The organism is Rhizobium cerradonense (genome assembly GCF_030182455.1).
Taxonomy (GTDB): Bacteria; Pseudomonadota; Alphaproteobacteria; order Rhizobiales; family Rhizobiaceae; genus Rhizobium.
The window spans coordinates 1-23,392 of sequence record NZ_JAQJCK010000024.1 but is presented as its reverse complement, the minus strand read 5'-3'; the positions used below and the strand labels follow the sequence as shown (position 1 = coordinate 23,392).

The 23,392-nt window shown below is 56.7% G+C and carries 23 protein-coding genes and 2 pseudogenes; 18 read left to right on the top strand and 7 right to left on the bottom strand.

The genetic code is table 11. From position 1 onward, the window contains the following. Positions 1-509 precede the first annotated feature (509 nt). From PH547_RS30050 to PH547_RS29990, 13 genes and pseudogenes are all read left to right on the top strand, one after another. Positions 510-887 (top strand): Rap1a/Tai family immunity protein, encoded by a 378-nt coding sequence (locus tag PH547_RS30050; protein ID WP_004119872.1) that lies wholly within the window; start codon positions 510-512, stop codon positions 885-887. Beyond that, the gene (locus PH547_RS30045) at positions 884-1,810 is read left to right on the top strand and encodes a hypothetical protein (protein WP_065091794.1); all 927 of its coding nucleotides are present in this window, start codon (positions 884-886) and stop codon (positions 1,808-1,810) included. The genes PH547_RS30050 and PH547_RS30045 overlap by 4 nt, the downstream gene beginning before the upstream one ends. A gap of 71 nt (positions 1,811-1,881) precedes the next feature. Then, on the top strand, positions 1,882-2,811 hold the full coding sequence (locus tag PH547_RS30040; RefSeq protein WP_004119876.1) for a TRADD-N-associated membrane domain-containing protein: 930 nt from the start codon (positions 1,882-1,884) through the stop codon (positions 2,809-2,811). A 260-nt stretch (positions 2,812-3,071) separates the two neighbouring features. Beyond that, positions 3,072-4,148, top strand: a pseudogene (locus PH547_RS30035) (RHE_PE00001 family protein); the annotation flags it as partial. Between the two features lie 85 nt (positions 4,149-4,233). Further along, complete coding sequence (locus PH547_RS30030) at positions 4,234-4,857, top strand: hypothetical protein (protein WP_004119881.1); 624 nt, start codon at positions 4,234-4,236, stop codon at positions 4,855-4,857. 12 nt (positions 4,858-4,869) lie between these two features. Continuing rightward, positions 4,870-5,970 (top strand): helix-turn-helix domain-containing protein, encoded by a 1,101-nt coding sequence (locus PH547_RS30025; protein ID WP_004119883.1) that lies wholly within the window; start codon positions 4,870-4,872, stop codon positions 5,968-5,970. A gap of 22 nt (positions 5,971-5,992) precedes the next feature. Beyond that, positions 5,993-6,496 (top strand): hypothetical protein, encoded by a 504-nt coding sequence (locus tag PH547_RS30020; protein WP_004119886.1) that lies wholly within the window; start codon positions 5,993-5,995, stop codon positions 6,494-6,496. Positions 6,497-6,502: 6 nt separating this feature from the next. Continuing rightward, positions 6,503-7,492: a hypothetical protein gene (locus tag PH547_RS30015; RefSeq protein WP_065091793.1), complete on the top strand. Its 990-nt coding sequence runs from the start codon at positions 6,503-6,505 to the stop codon at positions 7,490-7,492. Between the two features lie 258 nt (positions 7,493-7,750). Continuing rightward, the gene (locus PH547_RS30010; protein ID WP_240535450.1) at positions 7,751-8,476 is read left to right on the top strand and encodes a DUF5677 domain-containing protein; all 726 of its coding nucleotides are present in this window, start codon (positions 7,751-7,753) and stop codon (positions 8,474-8,476) included. Positions 8,477-8,499: 23 nt separating this feature from the next. Then, positions 8,500-9,120, top strand: a complete 621-nt coding sequence (locus PH547_RS30005; RefSeq protein WP_065091792.1) for a hypothetical protein — start codon at positions 8,500-8,502, stop codon at positions 9,118-9,120. After that, positions 9,117-9,575, top strand: coding sequence for a hypothetical protein (locus PH547_RS30000; RefSeq protein ID WP_240535451.1), 459 nt, complete (start codon positions 9,117-9,119; stop codon positions 9,573-9,575). Before PH547_RS30005 ends, PH547_RS30000 begins: the two co-directional genes overlap by 4 nt. 152 nt (positions 9,576-9,727) lie before the next feature. Then, positions 9,728-10,318: a helix-turn-helix domain-containing protein gene (locus PH547_RS29995; RefSeq protein WP_015341966.1), complete on the top strand. Its 591-nt coding sequence runs from the start codon at positions 9,728-9,730 to the stop codon at positions 10,316-10,318. After that, the gene (locus tag PH547_RS29990) at positions 10,311-11,546 is read left to right on the top strand and encodes a type II toxin-antitoxin system HipA family toxin (protein WP_004119898.1); all 1,236 of its coding nucleotides are present in this window, start codon (positions 10,311-10,313) and stop codon (positions 11,544-11,546) included. Before PH547_RS29995 ends, PH547_RS29990 begins: the two co-directional genes overlap by 8 nt. A gap of 85 nt (positions 11,547-11,631) precedes the next feature. On the opposite strand, the gene PH547_RS29985 is transcribed toward PH547_RS29990, so the two are convergent. After that, on the bottom strand, positions 11,632-12,771 hold the full coding sequence (locus tag PH547_RS29985) for a UvrD-helicase domain-containing protein (RefSeq protein ID WP_004119901.1): 1,140 nt from the start codon (positions 12,769-12,771) through the stop codon (positions 11,632-11,634). Continuing rightward, entirely contained in the window at positions 12,768-14,399 is a 1,632-nt protein-coding gene (locus tag PH547_RS29980) for an ATP-dependent nuclease (RefSeq protein WP_004119902.1), read from the bottom strand. Before PH547_RS29980 ends, PH547_RS29985 begins: the two co-directional genes overlap by 4 nt. 152 nt (positions 14,400-14,551) lie before the next feature. On the opposite strand from PH547_RS29980, the gene PH547_RS29975 reads away from it, so the two are divergent. From PH547_RS29975 to qatD, 4 genes are all read left to right on the top strand, one after another. Next, complete coding sequence (locus PH547_RS29975) at positions 14,552-16,402, top strand: KAP family P-loop NTPase fold protein (protein ID WP_004119903.1); 1,851 nt, start codon at positions 14,552-14,554, stop codon at positions 16,400-16,402. Between the two features lie 290 nt (positions 16,403-16,692). Continuing rightward, positions 16,693-17,289, top strand: a complete 597-nt coding sequence (gene qatB, locus PH547_RS29970) for a Qat anti-phage system associated protein QatB (RefSeq protein WP_240535452.1) — start codon at positions 16,693-16,695, stop codon at positions 17,287-17,289. Positions 17,290-17,324: 35 nt separating this feature from the next. Then, positions 17,325-18,560 (top strand): Qat anti-phage system QueC-like protein QatC, encoded by a 1,236-nt coding sequence (qatC, locus tag PH547_RS29965; protein WP_240535453.1) that lies wholly within the window; start codon positions 17,325-17,327, stop codon positions 18,558-18,560. After that, positions 18,557-19,297, top strand: a complete 741-nt coding sequence (qatD, locus tag PH547_RS29960) for a Qat anti-phage system TatD family nuclease QatD (RefSeq protein ID WP_004119906.1) — start codon at positions 18,557-18,559, stop codon at positions 19,295-19,297. The genes qatC and qatD overlap by 4 nt, the downstream gene beginning before the upstream one ends. Positions 19,298-19,552: 255 nt before the next feature. On the opposite strand, the gene arsK is transcribed toward qatD, so the two are convergent. The 5 genes and pseudogenes from arsK to PH547_RS29935 all read right to left on the bottom strand — a co-directional run bounded on the left by arsK (position 19,553) and on the right by PH547_RS29935 (position 22,657). Beyond that, entirely contained in the window at positions 19,553-20,788 is a 1,236-nt protein-coding gene (gene arsK, locus PH547_RS29955; RefSeq protein WP_004119907.1) for an arsenite efflux MFS transporter ArsK, read from the bottom strand. After that, positions 20,785-20,991 (bottom strand): annotated as a pseudogene (locus PH547_RS29950) (arsenical resistance protein ArsH); the annotation flags it as partial. The pseudogene PH547_RS29950 and the gene arsK, both read right to left, overlap by 4 nt. Before the next feature lie 450 nt (positions 20,992-21,441). Further along, complete coding sequence (locus PH547_RS29945) at positions 21,442-21,657, bottom strand: hypothetical protein (RefSeq protein ID WP_004119909.1); 216 nt, start codon at positions 21,655-21,657, stop codon at positions 21,442-21,444. 91 nt (positions 21,658-21,748) lie between these two features. Next, positions 21,749-22,099, bottom strand: coding sequence for a DUF3088 domain-containing protein (locus PH547_RS29940; RefSeq protein ID WP_004119910.1), 351 nt, complete (start codon positions 22,097-22,099; stop codon positions 21,749-21,751). A gap of 279 nt (positions 22,100-22,378) precedes the next feature. Then, entirely contained in the window at positions 22,379-22,657 is a 279-nt protein-coding gene (locus PH547_RS29935; RefSeq protein WP_082960277.1) for a hypothetical protein, read from the bottom strand. Positions 22,658-23,176: 519 nt separating this feature from the next. Here PH547_RS29935 and PH547_RS29930 point away from each other — a divergent pair. Then, positions 23,177-23,392, top strand: a 216-nt coding sequence (locus PH547_RS29930; RefSeq protein WP_285170276.1) for a transposase family protein, incomplete at its 3' end; no start/stop codon positions are given.

Below are 23,392 nucleotides of genomic sequence, written 5' to 3'. Positions count from 1 at the left end.
TCAGGTCCTTTCTAAGGGCGGAATGCCCGACGCGTGGAAAATATAAGATGAGTTACATTTGTCGCCGTCCCTGATTCAGCGTCCGAACCTGCTCCTCAAGATGCTCGGTTGCCGTCGTCGCGGCTCATGCGGTCGCGTTGCAGACCGGCGGCCATCAACTCCCATGAGGACGGTGGCTTGGCGGCTCCGGCACTAGCTCGGTGATGAAAGAAAGATGCGCCGTTTCCATTGGCTGCGCCACCACTTAGCAATTCCGATTTTCATCCCAATCGGCGGTGGAACATGCACTTTTCATCGCCGCGCCCATCAAAGGACGGTACCGAAAGTTCTTTACCATTGAACTGCGTCAGCGCGAGCAGGGCGGTCTTGGCGTCAAGCTCGAGGTGCATCGGACAACTGCGCACGGCCACGGGTACGTGAAGAAAAACCAAGGGAAGCAAGCGAATTGACCCTGTTGCAGTTACCGGTTGCACTCGATAATCTGCCCCCAACTTGGGTTGGGGAAGATCATGAAACGGATGATACTGGCGGCTGCAGCCGCCCTTTTTGCGACCGGCGCCAATGCTATGATGGCCCAGGATTTGGCGCGCGACTGCAAGAGCAGCATCACACTTGCCGGAAATTACGTCATGGGCTTCATGGAGAAATGGCGCGAGGATGAGATTGTATTCGATAGCGTCGTTAAGATGGGCATGAAGGACGAGCAAATGCTCGGGATCGCTCGGGAGAGCATTCTCGGGAAATTCTGCATCCCGAAGGGCGCCAATGTCGCCCGCGCCATCGTGATTGGCTGCGACTGGGTGACGACGCATCCCGAGAAGGGAACCTGGCCGGCCGAGCGTTCGTTGATGGCTCCCTATAAAGCTGCATGGCCTTGCGACCAATGACCAAGACCGCGACTATCCAATCCCATGTGAGCGTAAATTCCGTGATCTGGATCACGTCCCTGCATGAGAGCGAGCACGGGGTGACCCTCCGCGTCCTCGAAGATTTGGAACCCTTGTTGCAGGCCAACCAGATCTTCTTCATGAAATTTGAGCCGAAGAGCGCCGCTGATCTTCTGGGATTCTTGGATTATGTGGCGAAGGTGGTTGAAGACGGCCTGCTGCCGATCATCCATTTCGATACCCATGGCGATGAGGACATGGGTATTCATATCGTCGCCTCGAACGAGGATTGCAGCTGGGCCGAGATCACAGAGAGACTGCGCGCGATCAACATAGCCACGGCCAATAACCTGTGCGTCATCTCGCTGGCCTGTTTCAGCTTTCATCTCGTGAAAGAAATTCATGTCACGACCCGCGCGCCATTCTACATATTGGCCGCGCCCCAAAACAAAGTTACGGCAGGCGATGCGGAGGATTCTGTGGTCCGGTTTTACCGGCACGTCTTCGAGAAGAGCGAGCTTATCGGTGCGTTCCGAGCAGTCCTGAAAGACAAGCTGCTCCTCATGCATAGCGAGGAGCTGCTGTTCACGTCGCTAGTGCGTTACGTCCGTGCATTTTGCATGGGCAAGGGCGTTCAGAAGAGGGTTGATGAGCACCTCACCGAGGCACGGAATCTGGGCTACCTGACCAATGGTTCGGATATCGCGTCCTTCCGCAAGGCGGTCAAAGCCAATCTTTTGGCAGACCAGTCGCTTGTTGACCGATTTGTGGAGACGTTCCTGCTTGGCCGTCCGGTCGGCTATGACATCGAGGCCGTGAAGAAGGCCGCACGGGCTCTGCCAGATCCCTACGCGGACGGGAAGCGGAAGCGGCCGACCGTGGCCGATAGCATTAAGGGCATGACGCTGCCGCCATTGAAGTGACGACGCGCCCGCTCGATTTATTCCGCGCCAGGGTTGTATAGGCACGATTCGTAAAGGTTGAGAGAGTACAGATGACTGTCGCGAATTTGTTCGGCGGGGGCTTCATGTATCAGCTTATTCTTACCGTCATCCTCGTAATCGTTGAAGTCCTTCGGTACTCGCCGAAGGTTCGCTGGGCGGTCGCAATCATTTCCATTTTGACCATTGCCGGAAGCTTCTATGTCGTCTTCTATTTGGCAACAAGCCACGTGTTCGTGCAAGGCTATGAATATAAGCCGCACGACCTTCAGCCGGGCATCACTATAGGGGTCGTCTTCGCCCTGTTCATGCTCGTGATGGTCGCTTTCAGCGTGATCGACCGTGATAAGCTCAAGGCAATCGTAGATCGTGACAGCGACGACCAGCTTCTCAGGGCGTGGGCATCCAGCTTCACTCCCTTGCTCGACGCGCAGTCTGGAGGCGCGGGCGGCGATGCCAAGATGGCGCCGCAAACCGAAAGCGCTGCCAAGTCCGACGACGACATTATTCAGGGCATCAAAGCGAACCTCCGTCAGCTGATCGAATACTACATCATGAACAAAAGTCAGGCGCGCAGGAGTTACACTGCCAGCCTGACCGCCATCGTTGCCGGTTTCGGGACGATCATTGGGGGTACGTGGTGGGCGTTCTCCTCGGGCCGAAGCGATGGGACGGCATATATCGTTCCCTTAGCGGGTGTACTGCTTCAATTCATCGGCGGAGGCTATTTCTATCTCTATAACCGAAGCCTGATTCAGCTTAATTTCTTCTTCTCCCGTCTGGCGCAAATGCAGGACACGCTTTTGGCAATCCATCTTGCCGAGTCCTTGCCAGAGGGAAAGGAAAGGGCGAAGGCCGTGGACAGGCTGATATTCATTGTAGCGGAACGCAGCACGACCGCGCCCGCTTACCTTCCGGACCCAGCGGCAAAGAAGCCAGCGGCAAGGCGCACCAGAACGCAACCCGAGCCAGCCGCCGAGTAGCGCGACCGACTACGCGTAATGCTTGCCAGCGTGATGAAGCTGCACGTCGCACCTTTGCATAAGCGCGGCACGCCTTTGACGACGCCGACCACTGCTCTCCCTCGATCGAGCGAGCCGACATTGATGTTCGATCTTGAAATCGTTTTGGCAAAGAGACGTTTCAGTGAAATCGTTAGCGGAAAATCGCCCTTCATTTATCGGCTAAACCTAACAGACATATGAAGTTTTCCCATTTGAAATAACAAAGTAGAAGCCACACTTTTCGAGCCGGCATTGAGTTGGCGCGTCTCGACGAGCGCATCGCCCGCTCCGCGGTCGGACAGGGGTGGATCGAACGGTCGCACTTTGCCGACGCCTGCGCCTCGCTGTGGATCGACGGCGAACTTGTTCACCTCGAAGACCTCGTCCTCCACGACGACACCCGCGATATTCGCACACCCACCCATGAACTGACAATCGCCCGCGACGCGTTGCGCACCCGGCGACGCATTGCCGCGCAACCACCGGTCTGGGCACTGTCGCCCGACGGCATTCGCACGCTCAGGCAAACCTCGGATGTGACATCGGTCAGGGCCGATGATGCTGAGTCGGGCGCCGCCGCCAAGCGGCCTGTCGCTGTCGAGCCGATAGGGGAGGGGGACGATGCTGACGACGCCAAAGATCTGCCTGGCGTCGATTATGCCGCCATTGATGCGCTGCTGGCCCGGTCCGAGGCGGCGATCGAGAACGCACGGTCCGGACGGGCCGGCGCGCAAGAAAAAGATCCCATGATCTACGATCTCGATTGGGACGAGGACGCGCGGCTGGGCGAGTGGCGCAACGTGTTGAGGCAGACCGATGATCTGCCGGCGGTGCTGCAGGCGATTGTCGCCCTCGATGCCTGGAACGAGATTGCGGTGCTGCAGCACGCGCCCTGGCTTGGACGACTGTTGGCCGCCTCGATCCTCCGCCAGGCCGGTGTCACCACGGCCGCACATCTCGCAGCCATCAATCTCGGACTAAAAACCATTCCCGTCGATCGGCGCCGACATCGCGATCGAGAAACCCGGCTGCTCGCCATCGCCCATGGACTGGTCGCGGCCGCCGAGATCGGGCTGAAAGAGCATGATCGGCTGACGCTGGTGAAAACGATGATGGACCGAAAACTGGACGGGCGCCGGACGTCGTCAAAACTGCCGGAGCTGGTCGAGCTGGTGATGGCGAAACCGCTGGTGTCGGCTAAGATGGTCGTAACGACGCTGGGCGTCACGCCGCAGGCGGCGCGGCGGATCGTTGGCGAGCTCGGATTGCGCGAGATGACGGGGCGGGGGAGGTTTCGCGCCTGGAGCGTCCTGTGAATTAGCCGAATACATTCTTCTAGCTTGACCATGTTAATTTTTTCCTCCACAAATGAGGTAGAGAACATTAACATGAGTAGGCGGCATGGAAAATATCAGCCCAAAGACAATCACTGATCCTGAGATTGGCGACCTTTACCTTGCTCGTCTGGAACTTGAGCGTGAGAAATTGATCGCGGCAGGTCATCACGCACTTGCTGCTGCTGCGACTGCCTCACCACTGCATCCCACCAATGCCGCCGGCATGTTCGCGTATATGGACGGAGTGAAGGGCCTTCGAGCCGAAAACCTCGGTGGAAATTGGGAGATCTTTAGCGAGGAAGGTGTGGAAGGCATCCGCAATGACGTCCTCAAGCTTCGAGTTCTCTTTGTAAATGTCAATCAAGCCTGCCGCAAAGCGGATCCTAGAGCGCGGTCTCGAAAAGGCGCTGGCTCCGAGCGCGTGGCTTGTGGCGATATGTTTGAAGCTGCCGGTATCGACCTCCCTATCAGCGTGGTCAAGTTTCATGGAGACCACAAAACATATTACCTGATGGTCGATCAGTTTGGCGCAATGGAACTCAGCTTACCTGTGGTGAAGAATGGCCAATTCCTTCGCTGTATCGATCGCGTATTTTTGATTGAGGGTGGCGATCTGGACGCGGTCGATTTTGGCATCAATGAACCGACCAACGATCCGGATCTGGATATCGTCGTCAGTCGAAAATAAAGCCGAACAATCATGTTCAATGGAAAGAGACTCAGCCTCGCCAGGAAAAGGCAGAAGCTGACAGCGAAGGAACTCGCAGAAAAGGCCGGCGTATCGCCGGTCACAATCACGCGGCTTGAAACCGGTCAGAACCAGGCGGATTCTGGAACACTTGAGAAGCTCGCAGAGGTTCTCGGTTATCCCGTGCAGTTTTTCTTCAAGGAGGACCCCGCACTCCTTTCAGCAGAAATCGTCAGCTTTCGCAGCCTGTCGAGCATGACCGCGAAAGAACGAAACGCTGCCCTTTCGGCCGGCGATAACGGGGTCGAAGTCTATGAGTGGCTTGAAAATCGATACAATCTACCGGCGTTGGATTTGCCGCATTTCGACCCGGAATTGACACCTGAAGCTGCCGCCGATGCTCTCCGCCAGCACTGGGGCCTCAGTTACCAACCCATCGCAAACATGATGAAACTGATGGAGGCCAAAGGCATCCGCGTCCTGGGGCTAGAAGAAACCACCGCAAATGTCGATGCATTCTCGTTCTGGCAAAATGACAAAGCGTATGTGTTTCTGAATTCGTTCAAATCGGCGGAGCGTAGTATTTTTGATGCGGCTCACGAACTGGGCCATTTGGTCCTGCACAGGCATGGCCAAACCTCAGGCGCGGACGAAGATACACGCACGGCCGAGGTGGAGGCAAACCGCTTCGCTTCCGCCTTTCTAATGCCGGAGGAAGACGTTAGGGTCAGAATGCCCCGTCTTATAACGGCTGATCTCATTTTACGGGCGAAGAAAAGGTGGCGCGTCTCGGCAATGGCGCTGGCATACCGACTGGCACATCTTACCAGACCCATGCTCTCCGAATGGCAATACCGTTCCATATGTATCGAGCTTGGGAAACGCGGTTATCGCACGAGCGAGCCTGATGGCATCCCCAGGGAAACGTCTGTGCTATGGGGGAAGGTTTTATCCCAGCTTTGGGCGGAGCGGAAAAGTCTCGTGGACGTTGCCGATGAGCTATCGCTTCCAATGACTGAGGTCGAACGACTTTTATTTTGTATTCTGCCCCAGCACGGTACCGACAATGAGGGTGGTGAAGTCCGACGCTCAAAGCTCAGTATCGTGAAATAGACGTCAAGATTGAGTGGACGCGATGACCAGGGATCACACGAGTCATGGCAAATGGTCCGAAGCTGGGGTGCCCAAAAAGGGATGGTCATGTGTCGGGATCGAGGATTTGGGTGAGCCTTCCCAGCTTTGCGAAATGTGCGAAAGCGTCACCATCCGCTACGTCCATTATATGGAGCACGGCCAGACCACGGAAGCATTGGCCGTTGACTGCGTCTGTGCCGAACATATGGAAGAGGACTATGTCCGTCCGAAAGAACGGGAGAGGGGATTAAGGAGCCTCGCCAAACGCCGTAGGACATGGGCCGAGCGCTCATGGAAACGTTCGGCCAAGGGCAATGATTACATCAACACCGAAGGGTATAATCTGACGGTATTCCCTAAAAATGCAGGCTTTGGCGTGGTGGTGACGAACCGCAAGAACGGTGCGACCCGCAGCGGCAACAAGGAATTCGCATCCGTGGAAGAGGCAAGGGCAGGGGCGTTGAGCGCGCTGGTCTGGGCCAAGACGCATTTGCAGTCAGAGTGAGGAAGCATGACGGAGACCACCGAGGAAGAGCGACCGATCACCGTGCCCAGCATTGGTATTTCAGTCCAAGGCATGGAAGAAAAAGCAGGCGAGAAGCTCGCCTATTGCGTCGGCGATTATGTGCGGGAGTTGAGCCGTTACATCAATCTCGAGCGGCTGGACGGCATCACCATCGCCGTCGATTACAAGGAAGCGCTTCTCGCACTCGATAGAGGATATGAGACGGACCACCGCCTAACGCCCAGCTCCGAGCTGGTCGAAGGCGTTGCGATGGCGCCGAGCGTCATCCGTGACGGTATTCTCAAATCGCATTTGGTACTGAACGCTGCCTATATCTATTCACTGCCGGACGAGAAAGATGAGCACTATGCCCATTCCCTGCATCTGCTCGCTCATGAATGCGCACATGTCGAACTCGCCATGACGACTGACAAGGCGTTCCCCGATACGCTGCTGAAAAAAATCTACGATGATGCCGCAGATGCCTGCGAAGGGCAGGCCGAAAACGCCTGCTGGGATGAGTATGCGGCTTGCCGCATCGCAGCCCCGTTCGGCCGAGATCCTCTGCAGGATTACACCAATGCATTCATCACCCATCTCGACGAGACGATGAACCGGGCAAACGAATGTATCCGACGCTATCGCACCGATCACGACCATGACCGAATACTCTCCGAGGTCCTGCGGTATTACCAGAACCTGATGACGAGCGGCAGTTATCTGCTCGGCCATATGGACGGTCACGGCTTGACGATAGACGATGTGCCTGCGGTTCGCAGGGCGCTGGGAGGGCATTGGTTCGCGCCGTTTTTCGAAAGGCTGCGCACCGCGCTAAGAGAACTGTGGGCCAGGTACGGGCAATGGGAAGATCGAAGCGAATTCGCACCGATCGGCGAGATCATCATCGATGTGCTGGGCGAGGGTGGCTTCTTCTTCCAATGGGATGAGCACGGCAATTGCGGCTTCCGCATTCCGTTCACGTTCGCCACGATGTAGGAACGGCCATATAAAGACACGGGTGCTCTCCAGTACCAGGCTGACGGTACGGAAAAGGCTGCTGCGGTCCAGTTCGCCTCTCTCGACAAAGGTTTGGCGCTGACGGCTGCCGACTTCCTGATTATCGCATAGTCGCATCGCATTCCGCCGAACCATTTGGCGGTGGGATTATCCTCCGGATAGCTATTTGACTCCACATGTACCGGTGGCAACCAGGAAGAATCGCATGAATGATGATCAGCCCCAGATAAATGAAGCATGGCTGCAATGGATGAGGGATTTCCGCATGGCTCGGCGAAGCTCGCGGACGTGGACAGCTTCGATGCGCCGGAAGGCGAAGAGCCCGAACTGCTGTTCGTGAAATTCGCGCTGTTCGCCCGTGCCCTGACATTGTTCGACACGGCATTGTTGCTCGCTGAGCATGACAAGGTGCTCGATGTGCGCAGTACCTGCCGCAAGGTCGTCGAATGCGCGATCCATATGGATGCAGCGTGCCGCAAGCCTGACTATTTGCAGGCGCTCAAGGATGACGAAGCCACGAGTAAATGGTCGAGAGCCAAGGCGTTAAAGGACATGCAGACGGACCTTGATGCCGGCTCGCATAAGCTGCTGCAGGAATTCCTGAATGACAAGAAGGGCGCGCAGCTCAAGCCGAGTGACCTGAGCAAGGACAGCCAGTTCCCGCGCATGGCGCACATGTATCGTGAGATCTCGGCCGACACGGCACATGTCACCTACAGCTCGCTATTACGGCATCGTTCGTTCCTGCCGGACGGGACCGCATTGTTCAGCCTCGATCCTCTGCTGGAGGAAGACGAGCTGCAGGAGACGCTGAACATACTCGGCCTCTCCGTTTTGCTGTGCGTCTTCAGCCTTGTGCGCATGATACTCACCATGGTGGGCGACGAAGCATTCTATAACCTGCATGCCCGCTATAAGGTGCTTGCCGCCGGCGGGCAGGCGCAGCTGGGTGAAACCGCATGAGGTGAGGGGAGAGAGGGGCTAATATGGATACGAGCGACACGCCGCGACAAGAGGTGCCTGCCTCCACGCTTCCGCAGATTCAGGTGACGGTACAGGGCATCACCAACCAGTACGGCGCCGAATGCCTCGGGCAGCAGATGTTCCACATTCTGCGCGAGGTCGGGGAATATATCGATATCAGCGCGCTCGACGGTGTGACCGTAGCGGTCGATTACGACGAGGCGCTGCGCGACCTCGATCGGGGCGTCGAAGGGCTGGCGCCGTTGAGCCGCACCAATGACGAGGGCCTGGCCGGCGTCGGAAAGAGTGTCGTGGTCATGCGTGGCGACGCCGTGAAGACACATATCGTTTTGTCCGCGGGTCCGGTATGCCCGATTGTGCTCGAGGGGGCCGATCGCGATGAAGAGGATTTCCGCACGGCCATTGCCATCATCGCCCATGAATGCGCACATGTCGAAGAAATCGCCTTTCGCGAGGACCAATTCCAGGCATCCATTTTCGTCCGCCGACCGGGCATTTCATCCGCGATCACGAGCAGCACTTCGCCGAAGCCTGCCGGGGTGAATATGCGGTCTGCCGTTTGTCGGCGGGGTTCGCGGTCAACGAGGAAGCCCGTTTCCGCGACAATTTGGCCGTTCGGTTGAAGGATTGCCGCGGCAGGGCGCACGATGCCATCCGGTCCTATCGCCTGCATGGCAATGTGGTGCGGGTCTTTCAGGAAGTCGGTATTGTCATTCTTGAGCCCTTGCGGATCGCATCCTACCTGTTCGGCCATCTGGACGGGATGAACGAATCCGACAACCTCTGCGAGGTGGCGCCAGAATTGCCGACCGAGGATCAGGCTTTGGTCAGGGCGATCGGCCGGCTGGTGGAGCAGCTGCGCGGCCTATGGGATACGCGTGGTGAGTGGCCGAGCTATGATGCGCTGATCGATGTCGGGGCGGTCGGTTACCGGCTTTTTGAGGAATTCGGCGTGCATGCGCAGCCGCAACCTGACGGGCAGGCCTATATCAATGTCCCTTTCACAGTGGATACGATGCCGGCAGGGTCTGCACAGGCCGATATGTTGCGCGCCCTCATGGGCGGCTACAGAAGCTAGGCCGGTATGATGAGTCATCATGGCTGATTGACATATGATTATATATAAAAATGTTCAGTGATACAGATCTGTATATCAGAGTTGCGCTGCCTTACGGAATTGTCTATATATTATCCTGTATATCTCCCATCATGCGATACAGGATAATGATCGTGGCATATAAAACAGAGCATATAACACAGCAGTTACGCGCTGCCCGGGAAGGACAGAAAGTAAGCCAGCGTGAGCTGAGCGCTCGTTCGGGCCTGACGCAGAGCCATATTTCCCAGATCGAGCGGGGTACAATGGAGCCTGGGCTCGGCAGCTTGGTGGATGTGGCGCGCGCGCTCGACCTCGAGATCGTCCTTGCGCCGAAGAAGCTGATGCCGGCGATCCGCAACATCCTCGAAAGTAGTTCGGCGTCGAATGACGTCCTCACATCTGACCAACGCAAACTGGTCGCGCGTCTCGAGCGATCGTCTGCGCAGTACGGGTATGGGGTCGGGACGAGTGCCGACGCGGACGCGTTCAAGGATAGCCTGGGCCTCCTACGCCATCTGCCACTGACTCCCGACGAGCTGGACATCCTCAGGCGGGCAGCCAACCGCCTTGAAAATTCTCAGACCGACAAGATGTCACGTCAGGAAATGGGTGCGATCGTTCGCGAGATAAGGCAACTGCGCAACGCCGCGGTGCATCGCGACCGGGATGACGCAATCCCGCGCTCGGCCTACGCGCTGGATGAGGAGGACGATGATGCCTAAGGTCACGGTACTCGATGTCAGGCTAAACGGAGAACCGGTCGCGACCCTGACGAACCTGCAGGACGGGCGCACCATCTTCGCATTCAACGAGGACTATATCGAAAACGAAAAGCGGCCGACACTCAGCTTGTCCTTCAAGGACCCGTTCGGCGCCCTGATTACGAAGTTCCGCCCATATAACATGGTGGTCCCACCCTTCTTCTCGAACCTGTTGCCGGAAGGGCCGCTGCGAAAATACCTCGCCGAGCGTGCTGGCGTAAAACAGACGCGGGAATTCTTCCTGCTCTGGATGCTCGGTCGTGATCTGCCCGGTGCAGTGACGGTCCATCCCACCGTGGGTGATGACCTGCCGCCCGATGACGAGCAGGCTTCTGTCGAAGCGCGACCGAATGCATTGCGCTTTTCGTTGGCCGGTGTGCAGCTGAAATTCTCGGCCTTCAAGAACACCACGAAGGGAGGCGGCCTGACTATTCCGGCCGAGGGTACCGGTGGATCATGGATCGTGAAGCTGCCCTCCCAGCAGTATAGCGGCGTGCCGGAGAACGAATTCTCCATGATGACCATCGCCGCGATGATGGGCATGGACGTGCCGGAGATCCAGCTGGTCGAGCTGGATGCGGTGAGCGGCCTGCCACAGGGGGTAGGAGAACTGCACGGGCAGGCGCTCGCCATTAGGCGTTTCGACCGTACGCCGGAGGGTCCGGTGCATATCGAGGATTTTGCGCAGGTGTTTGGCGTGAAGCCGGATGACAAGTACAGCAAGGGCAATTACCGGATGATCGCCCGCGTCCTCGGCATCGAGACGAGCACGGCCGACGTGGCGGAGTTCATCCGCCGGTTGGTCTTCAGCACACTGATCGGCAATGGCGACATGCATCTGAAGAACTGGTCGCTGATCTACCCCGATCGCCGTACCCCTGCGCTCTCGCCGGCTTACGACCTGCTATCGACAATCCCCTATATCGAGGGAGAGGATACGGCCGCGCTTAACTTTTCACGCACGAAAAGAATGGCGGAGCTATCGAAGGACGAGCTTGCACATCTGGCCGCCAAGTCGGCGCTGTCCGAAAAGCTGGTCCTCGACACAGCACGCGAGACGGTCGGACGGTTTATGGATGTGTGGAAAAACGAGAAAAACAACCTGCCGATGGCCGCGAAGGTGCGCGAGACTATCGATGCACATCTGCCCACAATCGAGCTGTATCGGGAATTCAACGAAGCTACCTAGAAAAAGGTCATCATCGGAAGATGATGCCCCACCGCCAAGGATGAAATCATAGATCTATATAGGGTGCATTTTCCGGAGATTTTCGCTACTGGAACAATGTGAATCCTGGAACGACTTCACCATCGGCAAGGTCATGGACCACCGCTACCGTATGCCTTGCGCGGGTTAGGGCAACATAGAGTTTTGCACGGGTTTCGGCTTTCAACGCCGATTGGGCGCTCTTCAGCCAGTCCATCATTTCATTCGTCGGATAGATAATGACGCGGTCAAAACCGAGTCCCTTGGATCGTCCGAATGTAAGCGACGGCAGTTCTACAGATGCGACCTTAACGGCGGAACTCCATCGCAGCTGTACCGGTCGTCCGGTCTTGAGATAGCGTGGCAGATCGTTACGTCGGACGATGTGGAGACCCGCATCACCAGGGACCGGCTGCCTGCAGTCGACGCATTTACATGCAGTCGCAGCCGCCAACTTTGGATAGAGCTTCGACGATAGTTCACAGATAGCGGTGCTATTTCGGTGCGATGTCATGAGGCTGGTCACATCAATATCGCAGGTAACCTTTCGGGGAAGTTCCGCCCGAATGAAGTCGGCAATGCCGCCATCCCTGTACTTCTTAAGGCGAGCCTCCAGATGGGTCACATAGGTGACCTGACGGGGATCACCCACCATGACGACGTTGACGGGGCTTTGGAAGAGCGCCGCCAAAATGTCGAGGTCGTGGCCTGCCAGATCCTGCACCTCATCTACGAAAATAAAGTGATAGATACGGGAAAGCCGCTCGATGACAGCGCCGTCCGATGCCTCGTTGCACCGTATCATCAGCCTCGACAATTTGTCTGAATAGACGCGATTTCGACGGTCGAAGTAGCAGCGTCTGAAATCTTCCTCACCCCAATACATGGGACGGCCTTGCCGGTCGCGCCCGCGCAAACCGGATCTCTGCGAAACTAGAAGCATGCCAGCGACATCCCAATCGAACAGCTTGCCTTGAAAGGGCTTGATGCCGTGCTCGATCAGCAGACTGAACCAGGTCTGGATATGCACGTTGCCCGGAACCGAGCCATTGATTTCGAAAAATTTGCGCCGGATCTCTTTTTCGTTCGATTCCGTGTAGGTGGTGATGAGGACCCGTTTTTGTTCAACGGCAAGCGCCTGCCTGACGAGGTAGGTGGTCTTCCCCGAGCCTGCCGCAGCAATGACGAGCTTATTCGGCCCCATCATTTGGCGATCGCATCCAGAATATATTTCGGATAACTGATTTTCGTCTTCGCCGAGAAAATCGCCAGCGCGCATTCGGTCTTGTTGTTCTTCATATAACGATGAAGGTTATCGAGATCATGCTTGGTACCGAACAGCGTGTTGAAGGTCTCGACGCTATTGGATTTGACCAGTTTCGGCTCAAGGGTGTTATAGTTGAAAGGCTTGCCGCCGAGGACCAGGTCGCCCTTATCCACCACAGGATCATAGCAGATTGTGATATGATCGACGTCCTTGTATTTGGCGTACTTCTTTTCAAGCGCAGCAGTATCCCCGTCGTTGTCGGTTGCGACCACGACGGGGATTTTCAGCGCCGTCGCCAGTTCGAGAAAACGCAGGAACGAAAGCCCGACCGAGATGACATCGATCTCGTCGTCGATCGGCAATTTTCCCCCGTTGGTATCCATGTAGGCCCGTTGGACGACCAGCTCGTCCGCATCGCCCTCTACAAGGATCGACTTCTGCGACAACACGAGACGCAGCGTGTCATAGCCAGGCAGCTTATGGAAGAAGTCGCTCGCGTCCAGATCCTCGATCCGTGTGACCTTCGCTTCCCGTAACAGGATCAGGTGGTCCAGTCCTAGTTTGTTCGCGACGAAGCTGCTATGCGTGGTGATGATGACCTGCTTGCCGCTATTGTCGGTGCTGATATCGCTGATGAGCTGGTTGAGCTTCGAGTGCGAGAGGTGGTTTTCCGGTTCCTCGATCAGCAATACGGTCGCTTCGCTGTTCTTTTTGCTGCTCAGCGCGAGTCGCGTTTTGACGATGCACTGCTCGCCCTTGCCGATATAGTGGAAGGGCACATCCTCGATATAAGTCATGAGGCTGTTTTCCCAGGCATTATGAGACGACATATCGACCGAGATGCTGACCTTTTTTCGGCTGATCTTCGCCGCTTCCGCCAATCTTTCATTAATGGCGCCGACATTGCCGTCGGCCTTGAAGGCGTCTTTCAGCTTGCGGTGGGCTTGGGATATCGCAACACGTTCCTTGTCGTCCAAAAACTCTCTGACGATGCGGGAGATGTACATATCCGAACCGCTCTGCACACGCGTGCTTGTTGAATCGATGAGGGCCGATTTAATGGGAATGGTGCGAGGCATCGCCGGTTGGCGGGAGAATTCCGACCATTGCACCTGATAGAATTCCAAGGGTATCGAGTTGATCTCCCTGTTCTTCAGCAACTCGGTATAGGCACCGTCATATTTCTTGTCGAACTCGATCGAGAAGAGAAGGCCGCGAGCCTTGTCGTTTTTCTCGGAATTCCCGTTTCCGCGCAGGTCTTCCAACGCGTCGCTATCACCGCCGAAAAACAGCTCGATCTGGATCTCCGGCGGATCGAGAGGTTGTTTCGCGGCGATGCTGTCCAGATACGCCCGCTCGACCTTCCGGTTAAAAAGATAGGGAGATAATTCGTTGCGCAGGTATTTCCCGTTCAGCATACCCGTCAGGCATAGATGGATAGCTTCGAGCAGCGTGGATTTTCCGGCTTCGTTGTTGCCGACGATGATGTTGACGCCCCGATTGAAATCGGCTGCGAACCAGCCTTCGAAACACTTGAAGTTCTTTATCTTGACCTTCTCGATGTACATCGACTTCCCTATTTCCAGCGAGGCAAGAATTTCCAAATTGACACAGCTTCGGCGCGAACAATACGTTGCAAATGTAGGGTGACGCGAATCATCGGTGCGACGTCTCGGTGCGATGGTTTTACTATCGACAGGTGCGACGGGGGAGGCCTTGAATGTGGGCAGATAATGAGACTGAAAAAGACTTCCTTAATTTTTCGGGAGTGGCCGACACCGTAGCGGAAATCATCGTCCAGGCGCGGGGGCGCCCAATTTCAATCGGTGTCTCGGGATCATGGGGCATTGGAAAATCCTCCATGATAAAACTGACCCAAGCATCCCTCGCTAACCGAGAGAGGAAAGAAGGCGAGAAGGACTTCGTCTTCGTCGAATTCAATGCTTGGCTTTACCAAGGTTATGACGACGCTCGCGCCGCATTGATGGACGTCATCGCGACGAAGCTAGAGCAGGAAGCAAGAGCGCGCGAAAGAGGAGTAGACAAGGCCAAGGCGCTCATCAAGCGCGTGAACTGGCTGCGTGCAATGAAGCTCGCTGCCGGTTCGGCGATAGCGGTGTCGATGGGACTTCCTCCAACTGGGCTCATCGGCGAAGTGTGGGGGCTGGGGCAGCGGTTTCTAGGTGGTTCCGTCGACCAAAAACTAATCGAAGACGCCAAATCGAAAGCGGGTGAGGTGGCAAGTGCTGCCTCCGGGCTTCTCAATCCGGCAGAGGAAACCTCACCACCTAAGGAAATCCAAGCCCTCAGGGATAATTTCGAGGAGACCCTTGAGGAGCTTGGGGTAACTCTTGTCGTGTTGATCGACGACCTTGACCGTTGCCTCCCCGAGACGACGATCTCGACCCTTGAGGCCATACGGCTGTTCCTGTTTCTGAAAAATACGGCATTCGTCATCGCGGCCGACAACGACATGATCAAACACGCCGTCCGCAAGCATTTCGAAGGCGTTCCCGACGATCTACTTGTAACGAGCTACTTCGACAAATTGATCCAGGTGCCTATCCGCGTTCCTCCCTTGGGAACGCAGGAAGTCCGCGCGTACATGATGTTGCTCTACATCGAAAACAGCGACTTGAAGGACGACGTAAAGGAAAAACTGCGGGTTGGGATAATCGATCAGTTGCGAAAGACGTGGCAGGGCGCGCGCGTCGACAAGGCATATGTAACGGGACTGCACGAGAACATACCGGCAGATCTTATCGGACGTTTTGATACGGCTGAAAGGCTTGCGCCTATCATGACGACTGCCTCGGGCATCGTCGGTAATCCCCGACTGATCAAGCGTTTCCTGAATGCACTTTCTATCCGCATGGCGATCTCCAATGCTCAGGGCGTCGGCGTGGATGAGGCGGTCCTCGCCAAGCTTCTCCTGTTCGAACGTCTCGGTAGCCCGTTGGCTTACGCCGAACTATTGAAGGCCGTTAGCCAAGACGATGACGGCAAACCCAGATTCCTGAAGGATTGGGAAGAAGCGGCCACAGAGGGAAAAGACCTAAACCTTGCCGCGCCCTGGGATGCTCCTTTCTCGAGGGAATGGCTGGCTTTGCCTCCGCCGCTACACGATGCGAAGTTGTTGGGCGCTTTGTATGTGAGCCGCGAGCACGCGCCGCTCATAACGCCCGGTGACCGTTTAACGACCGAAGCGGCCGAAATATTGACCGCAATGCTCACCCACCCTGAAATGGCTGCGGCCCTGGTCGACAAATTGGCACGCGTGTCGCGCGTAGAAACCTCGATCATTATGGATCGTCTCCTGGACCGTGCTCATCAAGAACAAGAATGGGGAGTTCCAGCTATCCTGGAAGCCTGCCTCGCGGTTGCGAAAGCCGATCCTCAGCAAGGACTACGATTGGCGGCATTTCTGAACGATCGTCCACCGGCGCAGATTACTCCGGGGATCGTTCCGAAAATCGGAGACCAACCTTGGGCGGACGGCGTTTTCGAGAAATGGAAGCGCACGGGCGTGCCGCTGGTGGTCAAAAGAGCGATTGAGAAGGCCGAACAATAATGGGGACATCTCAATCAAGTAACGGACCCAAGGGAGGCGTCCACATGGTGCCCGCGTGGACCCCCGCGCCACCGGCGGAAGATCCGCCTTCCGGTGATCAACCACCGGACGCGCCGCCAGACCCCGCTCCAGATCTAAATCCGCCGGAGCAGGAGCCGGTAGATGCCGCTCCCAACAAACCCGTTGCGCCTAACGTGCCGCCACCAGCGGCCCCTCTCGCGCCCGGTCACCGGTTCGCTGGTACCCGCCGAAGCCTTGGCGAATTTGCGAAGGCCGGAAACTTAAGTGATATGCGCCGCAGCTTGGGAAACTACGTGCGTAACGGCTACGGCGGATCGAGGACGACCACCAGCAGATTTGGTGGGACCGCTTCCACAGCCAGTGCACTCGGCGGCATCCTCGAAACTATGGGGCAACAGCCCGCAGGCAGTGCACTGGATCCGGCGCTTCTTGCGGGCCGCACCGCGAACGAGGTGATGGATGCTGTCGTCGAAGCGGTTCGGCCGGTCGACGGCACTCAGGACGCCGAGGCTGAACGAACCGCCATCAAGGACTCGCTTTCGGATCTCTTGGTGAAGTACCCTGATGCCGATTTGGCTGCCCTGACACCGGAACAGCGTGAATTCGCCATCGAGCGTTTCACCGCAATGGATGTTGCTCGTCGGTTCGAACTCGATGTCGGAAAAACAATCATCGAGAAAGCGCCCACCGCCACAGTGGCTCTCAGTCGCCTGAAACAGGTGCGTGACTACATCAAGCAGACCGTAGCTGCTTCCTTTCGCAAACTCAGAGCGGCGGGCAAGAGCGTAAACTCGAACCGTATCGCCGCGGTGGTTAGAGATGCACTACGGGATACCTTTCAGGTTTTCGAGGGATACGCAGAATGAGGCTCGTTTGTGGACCTGGATCGTTCGAGCTTCCATTGGAAGAAGGCGATCTGCGTGTTGTCCTGTATGGTCAGCCACGCATCCCCTCGGAGGCAAGTGCGGGTGAAGCCGTCAAGGCAGAGCTTCGGCGAAAGGGGCTGAACCCCCATCGACGGGCATGGGATCTGCTTTCGATCGCACTTTCAATCATCACCGCCGACTTTTCGGTACTGCGGGATGACAGCGCCGATGGCTGGACTAGAGAGATTGAACTCGATGTCGCCGTTTCCGACCGAGCTTTCTGGAATACGATGGCCAACGAATTTCGGCAGGCGCTCGCGTTCCTGACAACGGACCGCTGGAAGCTTCGGTTTCATGACGGCGGCGTTTTACCCGCTCCGCCGAAGAAGATTTCGGTGCTGAAAGAAGACTGCGTCGTGTTGTTGTCCGGCGGATTGGACAGTCTCGTTGGCGCAATCGATCTGACTCGTGATGGATTGAAGCCGGTGGCAGTCAGCCAGAACGTTCGAGGGGACGGTCTGAAGCAACGGGATTTCGCACAGGAAATTGGTCTGACGAAGCACCTGCAGCTCAATCACGTTGCGACTTCCCCCACCGTGCAGGAAACGTCACAGCGAGCGCGCTCTCTGATCTTTTTGACCTTTGGCGTGGTCGTAGCTACATCGCTGGAGAAATACGCAAAAGGCAACACCGCCCCGCTCTACGTTTGCGAAAATGGGTTCATTGCGATCAATCCGCCGCTCACCGGTTCCCGGCTTGGAAGCCTGAGCACGCGCACGGCGCACCCTGTCTTCCTAACGCGATTCCAGAAGATCCTCGATGCCGCAAGCCTCAACGTGAAGATCGAAAATCCCTACGCCCAAAAAACGAAGGGCGAGATGCTTATCGAATGCAAGGACCAGATTTTCCTTCAGACCGAGGCCGCGCATTCGACCAGCTGTGGGCGCTTTCAGCGGTTCAATTACCGGCACTGCGGTCGCTGCGTTCCCTGTCAAGTGAGACGGGCAGCATTCGTCGCATGGGACGCGAAGCGCGATACGACGGATTACGTCTACGAGCCCTTGGGAAAGGATGATGAAGACCACGCGTCGTTCGATGATGTTCGTTCCGTTGCCATAGCGTTGGCTTCGGTGAAAGCTGACGGCCTCGATCGGTGGCTTGGCCACACCTTGTCGCCTCCGGATATTGGTGATCGTAACGGTGTCCGCGGCATGCTAGATCGAGGGTTAAACGAACTCGGTGAGCTGCATCGACTATATGGTGTTAAGTGATTGACTTCCATTGCCATCTTGATCTGTACCCGGATCCTGTTGCGGTCACGCAGTCCTGCGTGAGCCGGAATATCTATGTTCTCTCTGTCACTAACACGCCCTCGGCTTGGGAAGGTACGCTTGCTCTTTCACATAAGGCAAAGCGGATCAGAACGGCGCTCGGGCTGCACCCACAGATTGCACATGAACGCCATGGCGAACTTCCCTTATTTGAAAAACTCCTGCCATCAGCCACATACGTAGGGGAGATCGGGTTAGACGGCTCACCCGAATTGCGACCCCACTGGGAAACCCAAAAGCGGGTGTTTCATCGCATTTTAGATCTATGCGACCAGGCGGGCGGTCGTGTAATGACTATTCATAGTCGGCGGGCGGCCACGCAAGTAATGGACGCACTCGAAGCGCACAAAGGCGCAGGAACACCAATCCTTCATTGGTTTTCGGGGACAAAGCGAGAGCTGGATCGCGCCGTCTCCATGGGCTGTTGGTTCAGCGTGGGACCAGGGATGATCCATGGTCAGAAGGGCCGGGATATCGTCAAAATGATCCCCCGTGATCGCCTGTTAACCGAATCTGACGGACCATTCACACAAATCGAGGGCAGGTCTGTTCTACCATGGGAGCTCGACCGCGTATTGAACGCGATCGCAGAACTGTGGTCGGAAGATGCGCTTTCGGTCGAAGGGCGGGTGGCGGAGAACTTACGACAATTGGGCTATGGTCGAGCCGAAAGCTAACCGCGCATAAGGGGCGCGATCGCTTGTCGAGAGCATCCTCCTAAAATATGCGTTGCGTCAAAACCATGGGCCATTCGATTTATCGCGAAATGAATGTGTTTTCAGTACCTTGCAAAATTTCGTTCCGGTCGGTAGTTCGAATTGGTTCAAGGCGTGCGAGGTTGGCGATATGGCGATCCTTGCGGCACCGTCGAGGACATCTCGAGATCTGTTGAGCGGACTGTCTTCGATCCTTCGCAAAGGCTGTTGAAAAGATCAGGTCTCGGCACGGTTAAGAGCGAGATGCGAAGGGTCAGGCAGGTGCGCCAGCCGGCTGATTGCGACGAACGCAAATACGGCAATCGCGCCGACAGTGGCGGCAACCGTTAGTGACCAGAACACCCCGACGTTCGTCATCAGGAATGCCAGGATAAAGGGCGCCGTCGACGAGACCACCAGACGGATGGCCAATACCTGTCCCTGTCGTTGGCCGTAACCCTCACTGCCGAAGAGCGCCAACGGCAAGGTTCCCTGCACGATGCTGCTCAAGCCCGAGCCGAGGCCAAAGACCACGGCGAACACCAGTGCGCCTGGCACGGAGGGGGCGGTGACAATCAGGATGACCAGCGCGGCCGGCAACAGCACGGCGGAGATCAGCGCCAGCACCAGCTGCGGTAGGCCGCCTCCGAAGACCATGTTGATGAACCGGCTCAGCACCTGCGACGGGCCGAACAGCGTGCCTACCATGAGCGCCATCGCTCCGAGCCCAAGTCCCGACAGAACCGGGACCATGTGGACGAGGAGCGCGGCATTGACAAAGCTCTCCAGCGCAAAGCCTGTTACCATTAGCATGAAGGCTGGCGAGCGGATCGACGGAGAGAGACTTGGCTCGACATGCTTTGCAGGCTCGGCCGATGCACGCTTGCGGCTTCTGGTGACGCTGGACGACAGCCACGCATGGATCGGCAGGCAGACAGCGACATTGAGCGCAGCGAAGACCAGATAGACATTCTGCCACGACATATGCGCGTTGAGCGCCGTCGTGATCGGCCAGAAGATCGTCGAGGCGAAGCCGGCGATCAGCGTCAGGTAGGTAATGCTGCGCTGGGCGACCTTTGGTCTGATCTGAACGAGAAGCGCGAAGGCCGCACCGTACTGCACGAGATTGGAAGCCGTCTCAAGCGCGATCAGGGCGGCGACGAAGGCAATCTTGCCAGAGGCAAACGCACAAGCCACAAGGGCGGCGGCGGCAATCGCCGAGCCGGCTGTCATGACGCGACCGGCACCAAAGCGGTCGATCCACTTGCCCATGGCTGGGGCCGCCAAGCCGCCGATCAGGAGACCGGCCGACAACGCGCCAAAAATCCATTTCGACGACCATTTCAGATCCCGCGCTATGCCCGGTGCGAGGATGCTGAAGCTGTAATAGAGCGATCCGTACCCGATGATCTGCGTGAGACCGAGGGCAAGGATAGCCGCGACGGGCGGTCGTTCGGTGCTGATCATCGTCATATGGATTTGAGGCTCACGCGCTGTTCGAGTTTTTCGGCCTCCTCTTTCCGCTCGCTGTAGCGGTCTGTCAGGTAGCCGGACGCATCACGCGTCAGCCAGGTGAACTTTGCCAGCTCCTCGCAGACATCGACGACACGATCATAATAGGAGGATGGCTTCATCCGGCCCTTGGCATCGAATTCCTGGAAAGCCTTTCGAGTGCTGCGGCAACCTCCCGCTCGCCCCAACCGGCGTCGACCGCCTTGCTGACAAGGCGAAGGACAGATGCAGCGCGTACTGGCACCAAAGGTGCCGGTCCGGATCTGAACTCTCACAGCGAGGAGGTTGAATATAGTCATCTCTGAAATGTCGCGATTATCTTTCTCCGCGTCAAGTGATGGCCGCCTTGCCACCAAGGATATGCGCACAGTTGAACTTGGATATCCGCCACACCGGTAGTGCTTTCCTACAACCCCTGATCAACCTAATTATGCGCGATTTGCAAGTCATTTACCGTCGCTGCAAGACCATTGGTATGGATGGAGGGGGCTGCGTATGCCAGCCTCGGGCTCAGGTCTAAGTGATTTGCCAGCAGGTTCCTCTTTAACCGATTGGCTATCTTCCGAGACCTCATCGCGAGCAGGGGCCATGGCCCCACCCACGCCTCAGAGCATCTATTTCCGCAACAATGCTTGGTTGGCTTTGTCCAGGCAGACGGCGGCGAATGCCAACAGGATCGTGCAAATCGATGAATAGATGGTGCTACGGAACACGTCGGCCATGCCCACATCGATCCTCAGAAATTCAAGTGTGGCGCCGATCATAAAGAAGATTGCGCCAAGGCCGAGCACCAAGACTGCGGCATTCAAGGTCAGGCGTACCAGTCTCATCCGTTCATGTCCTCTCCCTTTAGGCGTCACGACACCGAAGTGGTGATTCTGTCCGGCTTTTGAGAACGAGTGAAGAACCGCTTTTCACTGGTTATGGATGTGGGAGCGGAAAGCAGTGCCGATCCGATAGCGCGGCAAGGATCTTGTCTTTCTCTGCGATGAAGATGCGCCCCTCATAAACCCCTGTTTGATGAGGCGAGCTGTCTCCCTCCGCTAGTACCAGCAAGGGCAAGGACTGGTTTTGCTCTCCAACAAGGGCGATGACGCTTTGTCTGGGTCTCGGCCATTCTATGCGCTCGACATTAAGCTTCATCGCCAAATCCGGGAACGAGGCCAGCACCCCCTCCAGAAGGGCGCAGTGCCAGCAATAAAACTGCTGACCTGGATAGGCAGAATCGTCAAAGCCCGGGCGCAGCAAGAACAGTCGGTCGCGGTTCGCCATTTCATTTCCTTTCCGATTTCAGTGCATTGTAGAGCGCGGGCTTGCCAATCTTCAAGTGCGCGGCAGCCTCTTGCACGGCCCGCAAAACGTCCGTTTGTCGGACAGGCTTTTTCCAGTTCGCCACACCTCCGCAACGAAATTGAAAGATTAGGCAAAGGTGCGGTATGGGTCAATTTAGGCCGAATAGGCTGTCCGAAATATCTCCTCTGTTCGAAAGCCTGCCAAGATAATTTATGACCAGGTCATTTTGCCCCGTACGGACAGTTATTGGACTGCGTGTCAGTTTCTGCAGTCGCTGCCAGTGATCAAGTCCCTGATCGGAAACATATCTTCGCCGTAGTGGTGAAGCCGGGTGTGATGCCGTCGGCATAACCACCGCACCCTTAAAGGCTCATCGTATTGATCATGATGGGCATCGACCGCTTCGACCCCGCAAACCTCGCATATTTGCTTTTCTTGCTCGCCTGCCTTCACCGCTCGCTGCACAGCAAGGTGAGCATCGTATTTGCCTGGATTGGCACGGCGCCAATTCGCTTGGCGGGTATCGGTTTTCAGCATCACAGCATCCTGCTTGTCTATCCCTGCATCACCTATGAAACGAGGTGCCGTGAATAGGCATAGCACGGCGTAAATCGTTCTTCATTTGTTTTCCCATCGGTGCCACGTGATTTCACAGGCACGTCCTTCGGACCAGGCTCTATTCCGCCGCAGCCTTGCTGCAGCTCCACGGAACCCCTGACGGGTTGGTGTTCCCACAGGTGGCGGTCCGTAATGTATTTAGGCGTGCTGGCTATGATGGACCGAGGTAGAAAGCGCGTGTTGTCGACTATGTAGCTGACGCTTCCGCTGACGCCCTCGAGTGCGGATGCTATGGCCCGATCGCACATCCTGTGAATAGTACTGCCCCATGCACCTGAAACCGCCTCCTGGGACCAGGCTTGCTCCAGCCCTTGCTTCAACACGATTGATCCGACGTCAAGGGAAGCGGTTTCGAGGCACGGCTCTGAACTCGGGTTAACGTTTCTTCCCTGAACGGTTTGGGTGTGATTCAAGAGTGTCGGTGATTTGGAGGCCGACATGTTTGAAGACGATCGCCCGCGGCTGCGGGTTTTGCTGGACCATTTTAGTCTCGTTGAGGATGAGCGGGAGCAATGGCGGGTCGCCCATCCGTTACCCGAGGTGCTTCTTCTGGTCGTTTGCGGGACGATCGGCGCATGCGACGATTTTGACGAGATCGTCGAATGGGGGGAGGATAACCTGGCGTTTTTACGTCGGTTTCTTCCCTATCACCAT

What these genes read in the sequence shown, in the direction of transcription:
- PH547_RS30050 (WP_004119872.1), top strand. Translation starts at nt 510, where the DNA reads ATGAAACGGATGATACTGGCGGCTGCAGCCGCCCTTTTTGCGACCGGC.
- PH547_RS30045 (WP_065091794.1), top strand. Translation starts at nt 884, where the DNA reads ATGACCAAGACCGCGACTATCCAATCCCATGTGAGCGTAAATTCCGTG.
- PH547_RS30040 (WP_004119876.1), top strand. Translation starts at nt 1,882, where the DNA reads ATGACTGTCGCGAATTTGTTCGGCGGGGGCTTCATGTATCAGCTTATT.
- PH547_RS30030 (WP_004119881.1), top strand. Translation starts at nt 4,234, where the DNA reads ATGGAAAATATCAGCCCAAAGACAATCACTGATCCTGAGATTGGCGAC.
- PH547_RS30025 (WP_004119883.1), top strand. Translation starts at nt 4,870, where the DNA reads ATGTTCAATGGAAAGAGACTCAGCCTCGCCAGGAAAAGGCAGAAGCTG.
- PH547_RS30020 (WP_004119886.1), top strand. Translation starts at nt 5,993, where the DNA reads ATGACCAGGGATCACACGAGTCATGGCAAATGGTCCGAAGCTGGGGTG.
- PH547_RS30015 (WP_065091793.1), top strand. Translation starts at nt 6,503, where the DNA reads ATGACGGAGACCACCGAGGAAGAGCGACCGATCACCGTGCCCAGCATT.
- PH547_RS30010 (WP_240535450.1), top strand. Translation starts at nt 7,751, where the DNA reads ATGGCTGCAATGGATGAGGGATTTCCGCATGGCTCGGCGAAGCTCGCG.
- PH547_RS30005 (WP_065091792.1), top strand. Translation starts at nt 8,500, where the DNA reads ATGGATACGAGCGACACGCCGCGACAAGAGGTGCCTGCCTCCACGCTT.
- PH547_RS29990 (WP_004119898.1), top strand. Translation starts at nt 10,311, where the DNA reads ATGCCTAAGGTCACGGTACTCGATGTCAGGCTAAACGGAGAACCGGTC.
- PH547_RS29985 (WP_004119901.1), bottom strand. Translation starts at nt 12,771, where the DNA reads ATGATGGGGCCGAATAAGCTCGTCATTGCTGCGGCAGGCTCGGGGAAG.
- PH547_RS29980 (WP_004119902.1), bottom strand. Translation starts at nt 14,399, where the DNA reads ATGTACATCGAGAAGGTCAAGATAAAGAACTTCAAGTGTTTCGAAGGC.
- PH547_RS29975 (WP_004119903.1), top strand. Translation starts at nt 14,552, where the DNA reads ATGTGGGCAGATAATGAGACTGAAAAAGACTTCCTTAATTTTTCGGGA.
- qatB (WP_240535452.1), top strand. Translation starts at nt 16,693, where the DNA reads ATGCGCCGCAGCTTGGGAAACTACGTGCGTAACGGCTACGGCGGATCG.
- arsK (WP_004119907.1), bottom strand. Translation starts at nt 20,788, where the DNA reads ATGACGATGATCAGCACCGAACGACCGCCCGTCGCGGCTATCCTTGCC.
- PH547_RS29945 (WP_004119909.1), bottom strand. Translation starts at nt 21,657, where the DNA reads ATGAGACTGGTACGCCTGACCTTGAATGCCGCAGTCTTGGTGCTCGGC.
- PH547_RS29940 (WP_004119910.1), bottom strand. Translation starts at nt 22,099, where the DNA reads ATGGCGAACCGCGACCGACTGTTCTTGCTGCGCCCGGGCTTTGACGAT.
- PH547_RS29935 (WP_082960277.1), bottom strand. Translation starts at nt 22,657, where the DNA reads ATGCTGAAAACCGATACCCGCCAAGCGAATTGGCGCCGTGCCAATCCA.